Origin of the sequence: Desulfoscipio sp. XC116 (genome assembly GCF_039851975.1) — a bacterium.
Lineage (GTDB): Bacteria > Bacillota > Desulfotomaculia > Desulfotomaculales > Desulfallaceae > Sporotomaculum.
This window is the reverse complement of record NZ_CP156660.1, coordinates 2,316,414-2,333,248: the sequence shown is the minus strand read 5'-3', so window position 1 is coordinate 2,333,248 and position 16,835 is coordinate 2,316,414. Positions and strand designations below refer to the sequence as shown.

At 42.7% G+C, this 16,835-nt stretch carries 13 protein-coding genes; 5 read left to right on the top strand and 8 right to left on the bottom strand.

Features of this window, described 5'->3' with window-relative positions; genetic code table 11:
• Nucleotides 1-36: 36 nt before the first annotated feature.
• The 7 genes from ABDB91_RS11185 to ABDB91_RS11155 all read right to left on the bottom strand — a co-directional run bounded on the left by ABDB91_RS11185 (nt 37) and on the right by ABDB91_RS11155 (nt 7,705).
• Nucleotides 37-1,260: a thiolase family protein gene (locus ABDB91_RS11185; RefSeq protein WP_347487803.1), complete on the bottom strand. Its 1,224-nt coding sequence runs from the start codon at nt 1,258-1,260 to the stop codon at nt 37-39.
• A 112-nt stretch (nt 1,261-1,372) separates the two neighbouring features.
• Complete coding sequence (locus tag ABDB91_RS11180) at nt 1,373-2,161, bottom strand: enoyl-CoA hydratase/isomerase family protein (RefSeq protein WP_347487801.1); 789 nt, start codon at nt 2,159-2,161, stop codon at nt 1,373-1,375.
• Nucleotides 2,162-2,295: 134 nt separating this feature from the next.
• Nucleotides 2,296-3,852, bottom strand: coding sequence for a class I adenylate-forming enzyme family protein (locus tag ABDB91_RS11175; protein ID WP_347487799.1), 1,557 nt, complete (start codon nt 3,850-3,852; stop codon nt 2,296-2,298).
• A 165-nt stretch (nt 3,853-4,017) separates the two neighbouring features.
• The gene (locus ABDB91_RS11170; RefSeq protein WP_347487798.1) at nt 4,018-4,674 is read right to left on the bottom strand and encodes a hypothetical protein; all 657 of its coding nucleotides are present in this window, start codon (nt 4,672-4,674) and stop codon (nt 4,018-4,020) included.
• Between the two features lie 388 nt (nt 4,675-5,062).
• Nucleotides 5,063-5,335, bottom strand: a complete 273-nt coding sequence (locus ABDB91_RS11165; RefSeq protein ID WP_347487796.1) for a helix-turn-helix domain-containing protein — start codon at nt 5,333-5,335, stop codon at nt 5,063-5,065.
• Between the two features lie 276 nt (nt 5,336-5,611).
• A protein-coding gene (locus ABDB91_RS11160) for an IS3 family transposase (protein WP_347487794.1) occupies nt 5,612-6,779 on the bottom strand; the annotation gives its coding sequence in 2 pieces (ribosomal slippage) (nt 5,612-6,496 and nt 6,498-6,779; 1,167 coding nt in all).
• 86 nt (nt 6,780-6,865) lie between these two features.
• Complete coding sequence (locus ABDB91_RS11155) at nt 6,866-7,705, bottom strand: sigma 54-interacting transcriptional regulator (RefSeq protein WP_347487792.1); 840 nt, start codon at nt 7,703-7,705, stop codon at nt 6,866-6,868.
• A gap of 581 nt (nt 7,706-8,286) precedes the next feature.
• Between ABDB91_RS11155 and ABDB91_RS11150 the strand changes: the two genes are divergently transcribed.
• The 4 genes from ABDB91_RS11150 to menB all read left to right on the top strand — a co-directional run bounded on the left by ABDB91_RS11150 (nt 8,287) and on the right by menB (nt 13,116).
• Complete coding sequence (locus ABDB91_RS11150) at nt 8,287-9,954, top strand: AMP-binding protein (RefSeq protein ID WP_347487791.1); 1,668 nt, start codon at nt 8,287-8,289, stop codon at nt 9,952-9,954.
• Between the two features lie 259 nt (nt 9,955-10,213).
• Nucleotides 10,214-10,966, top strand: a complete 753-nt coding sequence (locus ABDB91_RS11145; protein WP_347487789.1) for a 3-oxoacyl-ACP reductase family protein — start codon at nt 10,214-10,216, stop codon at nt 10,964-10,966.
• 108 nt (nt 10,967-11,074) lie between these two features.
• Nucleotides 11,075-12,226 (top strand): acyl-CoA dehydrogenase family protein, encoded by a 1,152-nt coding sequence (locus ABDB91_RS11140; RefSeq protein ID WP_347487787.1) that lies wholly within the window; start codon nt 11,075-11,077, stop codon nt 12,224-12,226.
• 68 nt (nt 12,227-12,294) lie between these two features.
• A complete protein-coding gene (gene menB, locus ABDB91_RS11135; protein ID WP_347487785.1) occupies nt 12,295-13,116 on the top strand; it encodes a 1,4-dihydroxy-2-naphthoyl-CoA synthase in 822 nt (273 codons plus the stop codon).
• Between the two features lie 268 nt (nt 13,117-13,384).
• On the opposite strand, the gene ABDB91_RS11130 is transcribed toward menB, so the two are convergent.
• Nucleotides 13,385-15,646 carry a hypothetical protein gene (locus tag ABDB91_RS11130; protein ID WP_347487783.1) on the bottom strand — a complete coding sequence of 754 codons (2,262 nt, stop codon included), beginning with the start codon at nt 15,644-15,646 and terminating at the stop codon, nt 13,385-13,387.
• 83 nt (nt 15,647-15,729) lie between these two features.
• On the opposite strand from ABDB91_RS11130, the gene ABDB91_RS11125 reads away from it, so the two are divergent.
• Nucleotides 15,730-16,806 carry a hypothetical protein gene (locus ABDB91_RS11125; RefSeq protein ID WP_347487782.1) on the top strand — a complete coding sequence of 359 codons (1,077 nt, stop codon included), beginning with the start codon at nt 15,730-15,732 and terminating at the stop codon, nt 16,804-16,806.
• The last annotated feature ends 29 nt before the right edge of the window (nt 16,807-16,835 follow it).

The following is a 16,835-nucleotide window of genomic DNA, read 5'->3' as shown; positions in this document are numbered from 1 at the left end:
AGTTAAATTAATCTTCTATGTTTCGGTTCAATTACATTACACACGAACTACTATAGCTTCACCCTGAGAGAGACCACCACAGATAGCAGCAATTCCCCTGCCACCACCTCTTCTTATTAGTTCATACATCAGAGTCATGGTTATACGAGCGCCGCTTGCGCCCACTGGATGGCCGATGGCAATGGCACCACCGTTCACATTAGTTTTGCTCTGTAACTCTTGCCATTTTATTGGTTCATTGTTTGCTAGCATTTTGAGTGATACCAGCGTCACCGCAGCAAAAGCTTCATTGATTTCAATCAAATCCATATTGTCAATAGTCATCCCAATTCGATCTAATATTTTTTTAATAGCTTTGGCGGGAATACATGCCATGTATTTCGGAGTTCCCGCTACTGCATGGCACGCTTCGATAGTAGCAAGTGGCTTTATTCCCATTGCTTTTGCTCTTTTTAGGGACATTAGAACAATAGCGGACGCACCGGAGTTCATGCCGGGGGCATTTCCTGCTGTTACCGTAGGACTACCATAGACTGGTTTCAATGACGCCATCTTCTTTAAAGAAATATTTTTTCTCGGCGATTCATCCCTGTCCATTATGATAGTTTCACCTTTTTTTTGTGGAACCTCAATTGATATTAATTCTTCTCCGATTTTATATTTGCCTTGATTGTAGGCTGTGAACCATTTTTGGTGGCTTCCAATTGCCCACTCATCCTGCTTTTCCCGAGAAATTCCGTATTCAAGGGATACATATCCCGAATCAGTAGCTACCGGTGCAAACCCTCGCCGTCCATATCCCAATTCAAAAAGCACATCCTCCAATTCAATAGGACCTAATCGGTTACCCCATCGCACCTTTTCAGCACTGGCTAATAGTGACACATTAGCCATGTTTTCCGCCCCTGAAGCAATAACCACTTCGGCATCTCCTGCCTTAATAGCCCTGTAGCCAAGCCGCAGCGCTGTCATAGATGAGCAGCAAGCCCTGTCTATGGTCAAAGATATATTATCTTCGGGAAATCCGGCACCTAAGGTTATTTGTCTAGCTGGAACGTTTGTGTAGATTGCATATTCAGCAGGTATACATGTTCCATAATAGACTTCATCCACATCCTTTGGAGCCAGACTGATCCTGTTGACGACTTCTTTCAATGCAATGATTCCAAGATCAAAACTAGGTATGGTTTTGAGGATTCCATCAAATTTCCCGAAGGGTGTTCTCACTGCACTGACTATGACCACATCGTTATTACTCATTGTTTTCTCCTTTTCGTTTTCAAAGTAGTAATAAACACCCTTTTGTTCTGCTATATTAGACGTGTTATTATCAAGAAAATCTGGATACCTTAGGCATAACTACTTTAAACAATCACTTGCCTGTAAAAAAAGGTTTTCTTTTGGAAAGAAAAGCAGAAACAGCCTCTTTGTGATCCTCGGTATTAAGACAAATTGTTTGTGCCAGAGCTTCGTATCTTAAAATTTCGTCTAAGTTCTGTCTAAGGGAATCATTAAGAAGCTTTTTTGTCATTTCTATTGCAATCGGTGGCAAAGAAGCTATCTGACATGCTACTTTTTCCACCTTAGTTTCCAGCTGATCCCTTGGGACTACAGAATTAACCATACCTATTTTTTCTGCTTCTTGGGAATTTACTCTTCTGTTCGTAAGAGCTAACTCCTTTGCTTTGCTAAGGCCAATTATTCTTGGTAGACTGTAGAGTGCCCCTGTATCTGGGATAATTCCCATGCCTACAAATTCCAGCCCAAGCACAGCATCCTCGGAAGCTATCCTTATATCACTAAGCATAGCAATTGAACATCCGACACCAAGACAATAACCATGGATAGAAGATATTGTTGGCTGCCTTAGTTTCATAAACTTACTTGCCAGGGATATGATTCCTGTAAGGGTCTTTTCCAGCTTAGCTCCTTTCAATTGATTGAGTGTATTTAACATTTCCATTTCTCCACCGGCTGAGAATGTACGTCCAGCTCCTTTAATAATAAGAACCCTGATGTCCTCACGCTTATTAATTTCGTTAAACGCATCATTCAATTCATTAAACATAGTGAGGCTAAAGGCGTTCATAGATTTTGGTTTGTTTAAGATAATTGTTAAAATGTTATCATTTGTTTTTATTAGCAAGGTTTCGTATGACATACTAAACATCTTTTAACGCTCTCCTTCACTCTTTTCGGATCTTTTTAGTTGCTCAATTAATAATGATTGTTACGTGTGGTTTCATATAGATGTAACGGTGAATCATTAAAATTAATAGTTGCGTTATAATTTCTTTAGAAGTACTTATCCCTGACTAGATTTCTGTCTATTTTAAAACCCTTTCTTGGCAATACTTCTTCAACAAATTTAAAAGTTTTGGGAATTTTGAAACCGGCTAGGTTTTGTTTGCAATAAGCCTTTATATCTTTTTCGCTTAAATTGTATTCTTCTTTTACCCGAATTACTGCTACAACCTGTTCACCCCATTTTTTATCAGATATCCCAAGCACGGAAACCTCTGATACTGCAAAATGGTTTGAGATTACACCTTCTACCTCTGCCGGTGATACGTTTTCATCGCCAGTTATGATTATGTCTTTTTCGCGACCCGTTATATATAATAAGTTTGTTACCGGATGAATATAACCCATGTCTTCAAGGGTGAACCAGTCCCCAGTTGGGTCTCTAATAATGCATTTTTCCATAGCTTCTAAATCCTTATAATATCCTGTAATTCGACTAGGACCTCGCGTATAAATTAAACCCTCTGTTCCTGGGGGTAACTCCTCCCTCTTTCTGTTGAAAATTTTAACCTCCATGCCGATCATTGGCTCACCAACGCAACCGTAATGTTCAAAATCTTCCGGTTCAACAACAGTAACTCCAACTTCTGTAGCATTATAGGCATCATGAAGTTCAGCATTCGGGAAAATTTGTTTTGATATATCTTTTATTGCAGCGGAATATACACTTCCTCCTGAGCCTATGCATTTAACTGATGAGCAGTCATATCTCGACTTAATGTTATCAGGTAATGCAATGAGCAGTCCCATCATGGTAGGGGGGAGGGTAGTGTAACTTATTTTTTCATTATCAATAATTTTCAGAAACTGTTCTGGATTAAAACGGCCAACATATGAGGTTCCTCCAACATAAAGGGTACCATCAATCATGTAGTGTCCGCCGATATGAAAGTCAGGTAAACAATTTAGCTCTTTCATTTGTGGGTGATAATGCCATGCCCAGCAGTATAAAAAGATAGCCGCAACATAATCAGAATGGCATCTTATTGCCGCTTTGGGAGCTGAAGTTGTCCCTGTAGTAAAGAATAAGGCACACATATCCTCAGCCTTTATCTCAACGTTAGGATCTTTATCTGATGCTTGTGATAAATAATCCTTATAGCTTATCATACCTTCGGGGACATTATCGCCTATCACTATATAATGTTTAATATTAGTTAGCGTATCTTTAAATTTCATTATAAAATCAATAAAGGCTTCTCCAATAATAATAGCCTTGGTGTCACTTCTATTAATAACATCCTCCATCTCACGGGCTGTATAGCGCCAATTTAAACCTATCTTTACGCCTCCCATTTTCATTATTCCTAACCATATAACGGGAAATTCCGCACATTCGTATCCCAGGGTGCCTATTTTATCCCCTTTTTTTAGCGATAAATCTATTAGTATATTAGCTATTTTGTTACTTCTTAGCCATAACTCTTTATAAGTGATTATTTCCCTTGTTTCAATATCCACAAGGGCTTCCTTATATGGCCTTTTAGATGCTGCCGCACGGATAAGCTTATCATGGGTTAAGCTAACTAATCCTTCCCGATAATTCATTTTTTTGTAATTACCTCCTTGGATAGTTAATAGACTCTACATCACTTAGTTAAATAAACGCAATGCTTTTACTTAAAGCATATCTAACTGGAAATTCGCGCTGAAAATTCTGCTGCGGGAATATCTAAAAATTTGCCACATAAAAAGTTTTTTCTAATACAAGATTTACCCTGCTTCCCGACATGTTGCAGCTAGCTTTATCGTCAGTTCGGCTAAGTTATGCAACATTTCACCTTGCCCATGGTGAAGAAGTGGACAGCAAATTTCTGTATAATTCAATGTTCGAAATCTAAATTCGGCAGAACGTTTCATGCTTACAGCAGAGATGACTTTTGTCTGTTTCCGAATACCCAAAGAGGTTCGGATTTGGAAAACCGGCATAATGGGTGCATTGATAGAAAGTAGGTTCGGTTCAACAAGCCTAACTAAAACTGCCCTACCTGTTTTGTGAATATTCAGTAATTTATTGCGACACATTGATTTTCTATTGATTTTATTAATTAACTTTGTAAGACTTATTGTGTCTTCAGGCACCTTTTTCTCTCCATATATTACCAAACTGTCTAATTGCTTGTGTTTTCCTTTTAATTCGTTAAAGATTTGATAATAATTATGGTTATTGTACTTATACGGTATAATTGCTGCAATAGAATTTGATAATTGCAATATATAATCGAGTTCATGCTTACGAAATGGCATGACTACAGGTACAGTAACAGCACATTTAAAACACCCCCTATACTTTAAATCCGTACAAATGCAAATTCCATACCATATAGAAATAATATTTATACCTGGATGTTCTAGTGGTATAAATTGCATTTATGCAATTGCCAAAATGAAAATTAAAGGAAAAATGGGGCATCAGGGCTACCGATACGGCGGAGATCACCTTTGAGGATGTCAGGGTGCTGCAGGAGAATCTGATCCGTCAAAAGGGTAAAGGGTTTTACCAATTAATGCATTTTTTTGATATGACAAGGATAATGGTTGCCTCTCAAGGTGTTGGGTTGGCCCAAGGGGCATTGGAAAGGTACGATTTGGCTGCGCTTCATTTTTTGTATAATGAACATTCCGGAATGGCATTGTTACCATCCTACCCCTCCGGGATATGCCCTGGAGGGGGACAGGTGGTTACACTATGATTTTAAAGGTACCGGTGAATAGTTTTGCTGAGAACTACCCCCTGGTTTCGTGCCGAAGTCATGCGTTATCGCAAAGGAATGCTGAGTTTCTTAATCTTACGGCTAATGGTTGATTCATCCACTTTCAGAGCCAGAGCAACTTGTTTTAAAGTTTTATATTCGTTCAAAGCCATGGTTATTAACTGACGTTCAACTTCTTCCACTGCTGATTTAAGCGAAGTTAAACTACAATGGACCCCAATGTCAAGACACAATTTTTCAAATTCAAAGCGACACTGAGTAAGTATTAACAGCAAGGCCTTCATGGTCGAATGTTTCGATACGTTAGAAAGCCGCATTAAGGTAAACACATGCTAGCTAGCCTAATATTTGACAGTAGTCATAAAATGTGGCGGTCTCCAGAGGGAGGGTACGTTATCCCTATTCACAAAACCTAGCCGCCGCTTGCGGTCGGAGCGAAGCGGAGAGCCTTGACTCCATGTGCTAGACTTAAACAACCCGACCGAAGGCAAATATTTTTTTGGCGTATATCCGTCGGTCGGGTTATCTATTAAGCGGCACATGGAGTCAAGACCGGCGGCCTCTTTGTTTACATCCACTTTCAAATATCTTGGTTATGCAGATTGCTGCGATAAGTTGTTAGTAGCATAATAAGCGCTTGCTGGAGTCCTCTTGCCAATAGATGTATGTGGACGCTCGAAATTGTAATAACGCATAAAAGCAGCAATTCCTTGTCGGAGAGTACGGGGGGTTTCATAATTCTTCAGGTAAATATCTTCCCATTTAATGGTTCTCCAAAAGCGCTCTGTAATAGCGTTATCCAGGGCCCTACCTTTACCGTCCATACTGATTTTGATGCTATGTTCTTTGAGTGTATTTATATAGACAGGGCTGGTAAATTGACTGCCCTGATCAGAATTTAATATGATAGGAGTTCCGTGTATTTCGATGGCTCTGTTTACAGCTTTAATGACAAATTCCTTATTCATCGTATCGGAGAGCTCATATCCAACAATCATCCTGGAGTACCAGTCAATTATAGCCACCAGGTACATCCAGCGGCCTTGCATGGCACAATACGTAATATCAATTCCCCAGACATGGTTGGGGTGGGCTGCTTTGACATTCCGAAGCAGGTATGGGTAAACATACTGAGCTCTGTTACGTTTGCTGAGGTTGGGGCCGGGGTAAATCACCCGTATTCCCATTTCCCGCATATATTTTTGAATGCGTTTGCGGTTGACCTTGTAATCTACATCATCCATGTTATTTATGTCGTCAACAATCCGCCTGGAGCCTTTAAATGGATGCTGCGTGTGGATCTTGTCAATCAGATGTTTAATCTCCACTTCGTGTTTAGACACCTTTTGGGCAGTCCAGTATAAACCCGTTCGATTCAAGGATAATAGCTCGGCCTGAACTTTTATGGTTAAATGTGAATTTGTGATATCCCAATTCACCATAGCTTTGCGTTCATTCACGGGGTAAGATGCCGCTAGATTTTTTTTTAAGCCAATCCAACTGTGTTGTTAGACGGCCGACTTGCGCGTATAAGTTCTCGATGGTTTCTTCTTGTTTGCGCTTTTCTTGGGCAGCGGCTTTAGCATTCTTAGAGGTGGCGAATACCTTGTCGGCGCCTTCTAAGAGCTCCTTCTTCCAGCGGTGAACCACACTCACATGTACTCCGTATTCCGAGGCAATTTCGCCTATGTGGCGTTCTTCTTTTAAGGCTTCTAGAACTATCTGCAGTTTTTGCTCCGGTAACCATTGTTTTTTTTGCATGGGATATGCTCCTTTCACTTAGTTATTTTACTTCGAGATTGGTGTCGCTTATCCCTCGCAAAATCGTGTCGCATTTCCTGGGTCCATTATAAACCGTAGACGGATACGGGTTTATCCGCCAGCTGTTTTTGTCTATGGATATTTAAATAATCCTGTATTAGTATTTCTTGAGTAACTAACTCATAGGGTGATGAAATTACATAAATTCTTTCAACGACATTTTCAAGTTCCCGGACATTGCCTGGCCAGTCGTAGGACATGAAAACGCGAATAACTTCGGGAGAACAATTCATTTTATGTCTATATTTCTGTTCAAATTTTTTTTTAAAGGCGTAAATCAGAGGCATAATGTCCCTTTTACGCTCTCTTAAAGGAGGTATTTTAAGGGGGATAACATTAAGCCTATAAAAAAGATCTTCTCTAAATGTACCTTCCTGCACCATCTTGTATAAATTTTTATTGGTGGCTGCAATGACCCTGGTATCTATCGGTTTGGCCTTGTTGCCTCCTATCCGTATAACTTCTTTTTCCTGGAGAATACGCAGTAGTTTAACCTGTAGATGCAGCGGTAAGTCGCCAATTTCGTCCAGTAAAATAGTGCCCATATGGGCTTGCTCAAACTTCCCGGCGCTACCTTCTCTTTTGGCGCCAGTAAAAGCGCCGTATTCATATCCAAAAAGTTCTGATTCTAGCAGTGTTTCGGGAATGGCACCACAGTTTACTTTGACCAGGGGACCGGGGCGTTTGCTGTGTTGATGTATTAACTTGGCCAACACCTCTTTACCGGTACCAGATTCACCCAGCAGTAAAACAGTGCAATCCACCTTGGCCACTTGAGTTGCTGTTCCTATAAGTTCTCTCATTTCAGTTGATTGAGCAACAAGCGAATCATTATTATTATGCCTGTAGGCGGCAAAACTACTCATGTTATCCCCCCATGTTTTCAGTTCCTTGTGGTTATCCATGCAAATTTATAACAGTTATGGACATGTACGTAGTTGCACTAATGCAAGTTTTAAGAAAGGATAAATTATTTTTTAATTTTATAGCAGAATAATAATTTTAGTAAAGTATTTCCTTATGAGTGGACAGTATGGTGAGTTTACTTTGATGAATTGTGTCTCAGCGGGTGAAATGCTTTAAATAGGTACAATAGCACTTCTCAGATTTGGGAAACTGTAAAACAATTACAATATTGCATGCAAAGCTGCAAGAAGAAGTTGCAATTTTGAGTGCAACTTTACTTTTTTTATTTAAGAAACACTTGTTAATCTACAGTGTATCACCTGGCAGATTAATTGCAATATGAATTAACTCAATTCGAAAAAATCACTCAATTCGGATATCGGAGGTGTTGATATTAAGCCCAAGGTTAAGTTAGTCCATCATCATGGGATGCAATGGTATTGTTTTCTATCCAATAGCCGTGTCAACAGCTGAAGGTAGGGTGCAGGTGAATCTTTAGTCCAGGTAGCTGTTTGAGAAGAAAAGAAAGGATGGTGAAAATATGTTGGATATGCAGCTCACTTATGATGTTGAGATGTTCAGAGAGACATTTGAACATGAATTTACTTATATTAATGGTTTTTTGCGTAATACCCGCCGTTTCGGGGACAGGAAGGCTTTAACCTGTACTGTCAGGGAAAAAAGCTGGTCTTATGCGGAATTGAATTTGGATTGTAACAAACTGGCCAATGCGCTGCTGAAAGACGGTGTTAATAAGCATGATGTGGTTATGTACCAGTTATTTAACTGCTCCGAATATGTTTTTCTTTATCTTGTACCGCAAAAAATCGGTGCTATTAATTGCCCAATAAATTTCCGCCTTTCTCCCGGAGAAACTGCTTATGTAATTGACGAATGCAAGCCTGCAGTATTTGTCTATGATTCTGATATTAGTGAGACAGTGGAAGAAGCACTGGAGATAGCCGGGCACAAGCCTAAAAGGATCGTGCTGGTTGACTATTCCGATAAAGGCAGTAATATTCCCGGCACCATCACCTTCGAGGATTATATTCGCGATATGCCCGATACAGAACCGTCGGTTGAGCACCGCCCTTATATTTATGATGAAGTCACTCGCCTGTATACATCAGGGACCACCGGCATGCCCAAAGGGGTTCCTTTGAATCAAATAAACGAAATATTAAGCGCCCATGATGTGATAATGCACTTCCCTCTGAGTCCCCTGGATAAGACAATGAATATGACTCCGTGGTTCCATCGTGGCGGGTTGTATTCGGGAGGTCCGAATCCGACCCTTTACGTAGGCGGAGAGGTGATCGTGTTGCGAAATTTCAATGCCGAAACAGTTTTGGATTATGTGCAAAAATACAGTATTACTTTTTTAATTGGTGTGCCTCCCGTGCTTAAGATGTTGTGTGATCAGCAAGTTAATAGCTCAAGAGATATTAGTACCCTAAAGGGCATAGTGACTATGGGGGCTCCACTGGAAAAAGAGGCCTGTATCAGATACCAGGATGTGCTCACGCCGAACATTTTCAACGGGTATGGTACTACCGAGTCATTCTGGAATACTTTTTTAAGGCCTTTTGATCTGCCGCAGAAGGCCGGCAGCGCCGGGAGAACTTGCACGGACGATGATATGGCTGTAGTGAAGGTCTACAATGATCATCTGGCCGAGCCTTATGAATGTGTTGCCCGGGACAATCAGGAAGTCGGGGAAGTAATTGTTTGGTGTCCCGGAAAATGTTCTTACAGCTACTTTAATAATCCAGGGCAAAGTAAAAAACGGTTTTATAAAGGTTGGATGTATACTGGTGATTTGGCTACCTGGGATAAAAGCGAATATGTAACCATTGTTAGCAGAAAAGACGATATGCTTATATCCGGTGGTGAGAACGTTTTTCCGGTACAAGTTGAGGAGGCGCTTAACGAGAACCCGAAAGTTTATGATTCGGTAGTAGTGGGGTTGCGTGACCAAAAATGGGGGCAAATAATAGTTGCTTATGTGATAAAAAGCGATACTTCGCTTACAGCTGGTGAGCTGAACAAATATTGCGTGGAGCATCCGATGCTGGCAAATTATAAGAGACCGAGATATTATAAATTTGTGGAACAGTTGCCCATGACCGCCACCGGGAAAAAAATACATTATAAGCTGGCGCGGCAGGTTGAAAAAGACATGCAGCTAGGGTTACTCGAAAAGGTTTAGTAATTAACCTTCCGCATTTGCAGTATATTATTTACTTTAGAAAAACTATAGATTGTTAATCTACTTTATACCGCTACAGTGGGTAGCGGTTTTTGATTTTTTAGCAGCTAATTGCAATATTGCAAGATAAATTGCACTATTGAATAGTTGATTAGTGCATTATTTTAAGAAATTACTTTAATAATGAATAGGTTGGCATCTGGCAAACAAATTGCAATTCCATTAATTTTGAATATTTAAAATTTGCGGAGGTGTAAAAATGAGACTTAAGGATAAGGTAGCTATTGTCACTGGGGCTGGCAGGGGGATTGGCTGCGCCATTGCCACAACTTTTTCTAAAGAAGGCGCAAAAGTTGTGGTGGCTGATTTGGATTTAAGCACGGCTGCCTGTGTGGCCGGAGAAATTGAGTCGCTCGGCGGTGATGCCCTGGCTGTGAGAGTAAATGTAGCTAAAAAAAAATCGGTGGATGATTTGGTTGATGCTGTGCTGGAGAAATACGGCAGGGTGGATATATTAATTAATAACGCCGGTTGGGATAAAATTGAGCCCTTTATGGAAAGTACGGAAGACACCTGGGATAAGGTGATAGCTGTTAATCTTAAAGGGACAATAAGTTTTTGCCGGTCAGTATTACCTATAATGATTTCTCAGAAATCGGGTAGGATTGTCAACATAGCATCTGATGCCGGCAGGGTTGGTTCTTCGGGTGAAGCGGTGTATTCCGCTGCTAAAGGAGGGGTTATTGCATTCACCAAAACTCTGGCTAGGGAAATGGCTCGGAATAAAATCAGCGTTAATTGTGTGGCTCCCGGTCCTACCGATACACCGCTTTTTGCCGAAATTGCGGCAGGGAATCCTAAAATTGCTGAGGCTCTGGTTAAAACAATACCTTTCCGTCGTTTGGCTCAGCCGGATGATCTTGCTAATGCAGTGTTGTTTATGGCTTCTGAAGAGGCCGCTTATATTACCGGCCAGACTTTAAGTGTTAATGGCGGGTTAAATATGCTGTAGCCAATTAATTGTAGTTGCTGATAGGTTAAAAGTCCAAGGGATGCTTTAAGTTATGTAGATTAGGGTTCGGATTTATTGATGAAATAATGTTAGATGGGAGAGATTGACTTGGATTTTAGATTTAGCGATGTTCAGGAATCTATGGCTAAGGTTGTAAGGAACTTTGCTAATAAAGTACTGCTTCCCAAGTATGGTTATTGGGATGAGAAAGAAGAGTTTCCCTATGAGCAATGGGCCAAGATGGCTGAGCTGGATCTATTGGGCCTGCGGATTTCCGAACAATACGGAGGTCAAGAAGCCGACTGCGTCACGGCCGGTTTGATTGCCGAAGAGCTTGCCAGGGGTGACTTTAACTGCTCATATGGTGTACTGATGAACTGTCTGGTTGGGGATATATTGGATAGATTCGCGACCGAACTAGTAAAAACAAACTGGTTGACTAAGATGGCCACAGGGGAAAAAATAGTCTGTATAGCTTTAACCGAGCCCCATGCGGGTTGCGACGCGGCAGCCATAAGTACACGGGCTATCAAAAAAGGAAATAATTATGTTTTAAACGGGGAAAAATCCGCCATCAGCTTGCTCAGGGCTGCTAATGCTGCCGTAGTATTTACTAAAACTGATCCTACGGCCAGAGCTAAAGGGATTAGCGCTTTTTTGGTACCCCTGGACCAGCCGGGAATTACCATACAGTCGTATCCGGATATGGGCAGCAAAGCCATTGTACGTGGCTCACTCTTCTTAGATGACGTGGTTGTACCAGCGGAAAATTTAATTGGTGACGAAGGGGGCGGCTTTATTCAGGTAATGCAGGCCTTTGATTACAGTCGCGTGATTATTGCCCTCATGTGCCTGGGTGCGGCGCAGAAAACTATTGAAGAGACTATTGAATACGTGAAGCAGCGTAACGTCTTTGGCCAGCCCTTGGCGAAATTCGAAGGTATCTCCTTCCCCCTGATGGAATGGCTTACCAGGCTGGAAGCTGCCCGTTGGCTATGTTATCGCACCCTTTGGTTAAGGGATGAAGGATTGCCCCATACCAAAGAAGCCGCAATGTGTAAATGGCTGTGCCCGGAGATATCAGTGACTGCCATCCATGACTGTCTGCTTATTCACGGACACTATGGTTACACCAGGGAATTTCCTGTAGAGCAGCGCATGAGGGATGTTATTGGACTGCAAATTGGCGATGGTACGGCTCAGGTACAAAAAATTATTATTTCCAGGGAAGTTTTTGGTCGGGAATATCTACCATATTAAGAAAAGGTGTGCAAGGCAGCTTTTGTAGATTGCTATTATTCTTTAAATAAATTCGGGAGGGATTAATTATGAGATTTGAAGATATCCTTTATACAAAATACGATGGGAGAGCCAAGGTTGCTATTAACAGGCCCGATAAACTAAATGCCTTCACCAACCATACTTTGCAGGAAATGATCAGTGCTCTTATAGATGCTTGGACTGATAAAAATGTAGGTGTGGTTATCATTACCGGTGCTGGTGATAGAGCTTTTTGTGTCGGAGGAGATCAATCTATTCGCTCAAAAGGGGGTTATGCCGGTGCGGAGTCTGAGAAGAACGGTCTGGAGGGACTGGAAAACCTGCCCCTGGCCAACAACCACGCCCTGCTTCTACAAATAATTAGAATGATTCCCAAGCCTGTGGTGGCTATGGTCAACGGTTACGCCATTGGTGGTGGCAACGTTATTCATGTGGTCTGTGATCTATCCGTAGCTTCTGAAAAGGCCAAGTTTGGCCAGGCTGGCCCACGGGTCGGCAGTTTCGACGCTGGTTATGGCTCCGCTTATTTGGCCAGAGTGGTCGGTGAAAAGAAGGCCAGGGAAATCTGGTACCTCTGCCAGCAGTACACTGCGGATGATGCTCTGGAAATGGGGTTGGTGAACAAGGTAGTCCCGTCTGAAAATTTAGAGGAAGAAGTGGAAAAGATGTGTGATACTTTGCTATCCCACAGTCCTACTTCCTTAGCTGCTCTCAAGACATCTTTTAATGCGGATACCGAATCCATATGGGGTATTCATTCTATGGCCGGAATTGCTTTAAATCTATACTACGGCACAGATGAAGCCGTGGAGGGTAGAAATGCATTTATGGAAAAAAGAGAACCCGATTTCAGTAAATTCCGTAAGTAAAGTAAATTACGTAAGTAAAAAGTGGGCGTATGAGATTGTAATAAGCAGACTATCATATCCTGACCGTTTTTATCAAGCATCTTAAGCATTACCGGCAAACGCTTTAAGCATGACGAAGTGTTCTCTAACCTAAAGCGCAAGCTTCGGGAAAAGGCGGTGGGGGATGTATGGGCTTACCCGGGCCGGGGGAATATTCCCCCGGCCGCTTATTAATGTAGAAGCATCACCGGTTTATGGCCTCCATTTTTTTAAGTCTAAATTGGTCATGCTAAAAATTAACCCGGGCGATTCCGGTTGTCGTCAATACCCAGACTTTGTTCGGGCTTTCCACGTAGCTGTCATGACCTATCAGGCCCTCACCTTCGTAATTTATAGTCAAAAATTGGGCGCCATCGTACCGGACAATACCCGCGGGGGTTACAAACCATACATAACCTTGCTCGCGGTACATCTCCGTAAACATTTCCCCGCCGGAATATTCAAAGTCAAGCTGGTTACGGTAAATGTCAAATACCCCGTCCTCCTCCACTTTAATAATCCCAAATCTTTCCTTGTCCCGGTCAAAGGTGCTGAGGGCGATGAAATGGGCTTTACCCACGGAATCGTAATAATACTTGGCATGTTCAAAGTCGGCCATAAAACCTGCGGTCTTATGTTCTGTGACTACATTATTGTTCCGGTCTAAAATAGTGCAATTCACGTGATCTTTCCCTTGATTGACCACCCATTTGTTGCCGCTACGATCCAGGAAGAAAGCATAGAGGGGCCACCTTTCAGGTCCGTATATTTTATTGACTTCAACCTGCTTGTTGAAACTAATTAGCCCCAGGGTGTTCGTATAAACCCACAGGTTTCCCTGCTCATCAATTTCCAGTTCCTCAAAAAATGGAGCGGATTGGTAATCCCCATCGGCCTGGCTGAGCTGCTCCCCAAAGATTTCCCGGCCTACAAAATAGGAAAACTCACCCTGGGGATTCATTTTCGTCAGCCCTTCGGAGCTCATGAACCAGATATTGCCCTGCGGGTCTTCGGCCAAGTCGTAAAAATCATAAAAAGGTGTGCCCGGCATCTGGTCCCGGGAATAGACCTGTTCCGTACCGTCGGGCGCAAGGCAATACCATTTCCCCGCTTCAACGCCTTCAAACCACTTGTTGCCGCGATTGTCGATCAACGCGGGCTCTTTAGCAAGATATTTATCAGCGGATAAACCCCCGTTGCGGTCGTCATTGTTAAAGACAAATTTTGTCCCGTTCATTTCTTGGGAACATGGTTCCGCAAAATGGCCTGTCAGGTAAACCGTGTTATTCCCCACATTTTCTATTTTGTAAGCATTATTAAAAGGAAGATACGCATGGGAAATAGACTGCTCTTCACTGTCGCTGATCCTATATACCTTATGGTCTGTAAAAACCAGTATGCTGTTGTCACCGACGGTAGTCAGTCCCTGGATTTCCTTTTCTTTCACGGGTTGCAAGTTAAAGTCCAACAGCACCAGTTTACTGGTTGAATATGGATAGAAATATGAGTACCATAAGCCCCGGTCTACTTTGCCGATAAAGTGACCCCTGCCGGCGCCAAGGAAGCGCTGGTTGCCGTTCTCAATGACCATAATATCCGCACCGGTGGTGTCCAGGCTTAGTCTTTTTTCCAGAACAAAAATAGCTTTGTCGTCTACAAAAAAGGCTTTTTCCGGGTAGGTGCCTTTGCCCAAATCATATTTTGTGGCTTTGCCGTCGGCTTGTTTTACTAAATAATACGGGTAAAAAGACGCGGGGGGCGAAAGTTCCTCCATCTTTTCTTGCCGATATGAGTACCAGATGGCATCGTTGCCGCTGTCATAAAATATGGAGGCGTAGCGTAAAAAATTGCCCTCTTCCTTTGCCTTATTTTCGGCGGGAAGTTCTAATATTTTTTGGAAATGGTTATTTTCTTCCCGGTAGATTCCATCATCGGACAGGAGCAGCAGCCTGCCGTCGGATTGAAAGGTAAAATCCCTGATGGCAAGTCCCGGCTCAATGCGGCTTATTTCCAGAGAAGGGTCGATTTTTACAATGGTCGATTGGTCGTTTATTTGGTCCGGTAAATAGATAGAACCGTCAAAGTATTTTTCATGGTTATTTAAGGCAGCCAGCTTGAGGTAGGGACTTGCCTCCAAGTTGGGATCCGGAATGATTTTACCGTCGTCGTACCAGCAGTAACCTTTAGCTGTAACTATAAACAGCCGGTCGCCAAGTTTTTGCAAACCTTCGATTGCGTTATCCGGTAAATAGGGGGAATTATGGGATGTATAAACTGTTTCCGGTTGTAAATTATTCTTGTTTCTGATTACCAGGCCCGACCCGTTGGTTCCTATGACAAGCCGGTCATTAAATTCCACGGCTGCCGTAACATCATTGGGATTGACGTAACTGGTCCACGTGCAGCTCTCTTTTGAAGCCTTGGTGTTGTTATCATTAGCGTAACTAACCCCGGCCATAAGCAGTAAAGATGCTGTTATCAATAAAGTTAAATTCAAATAGCGCTTTCCCATTTTCCACAAACCTCCTATAAATTAACCCTTTTATTATTAGACGAAATTTGCCGGTATGATGTTGCATTTGGTTGGTGGTGGCTGTGAAAAATTTTCAAATTCACTCCTACCGGACGATAGAAATGATAGAAATAGAACCCGAAATCAAAAAGATCCCTTGTCCTTTTGGGTTTCCTGACTATAAACGTGGGGTTTCCGTGAATGTTTCCAGTTGGGCGCGAAAAGTTGTCGTATTTATCCGGCAGCGTTCTATAAAAGTGCTGGTGTTAAAAATGCTTAAAGGTTGGAACAAAATTATGTTTTGCTGCTGGGCTGTTTACAGTTTTATGCCCTGGCTGATCAGGGATCTGGAAGAAATGTCCTATGAACAGCTGAAAGTAACCGAGCGCCATCTAGCCGGCGACGGTATTGCGCTTGCCACTGATCGTAATGAATATGCGCCCGGTGACACTGTTCTGCTCACCATGGCCAACCATACCGAAATCGAACTGGGATACCCACTGGAAGGCTCTCCGGGAGGGCTTTATTCCTTGATTGCCGCCTTGGAGTCAGAAGCGGTTTTTGGTGGCTACCGGAAAGAGCTAGGGGCGTTTTCCATTGCTCCCGGCGATTCAAAAACAGTAGCCCTGAAAATTCCCGAGACGGCGGATTCGGGACAGTACGCTGTCCGGACCAGTTATTCGCTATACGATTGGGGGCCCGGCGGGCATGATCTAAAGATAAGCGCCCCGGAAAAGCGGATTAAGGTGCTCGGGCCGCCCCCGCCTCCCGTTCCCCGCGAGGGGACAGTCGAAATGATCGACGAGCACAAAGCCGAAGTCTACCTGGGAGAAAAGACATATGTGGAGGCGGTGATGGGAAACGCGCCGTTGGAACTGCACTTCCACTTGCCGGAGGGTGTGGGATATGCCCGGGTTGCGGGAAGCAGCCTGAACTCCTACGAGAAACACGCCGAGTACTTGTATTTTAAAATGCAGGATGGACAACCCGTGTCGGGAAGCAATGTGACGCCGAAAAGTCCCGCCAAGGTGTCCTTCGAGATGGATATTGACAGGGATGACGCCGGCTCCCACGGCCTGCTTATGCGGTATCAGGAGTGGGTAGCCGACAAGAAACCTATGCTCTTCAAGATCGTAATCGAAATGGACGTGGTTTACTAGCGTATGCATGGCCACCCCCGGCCATACCA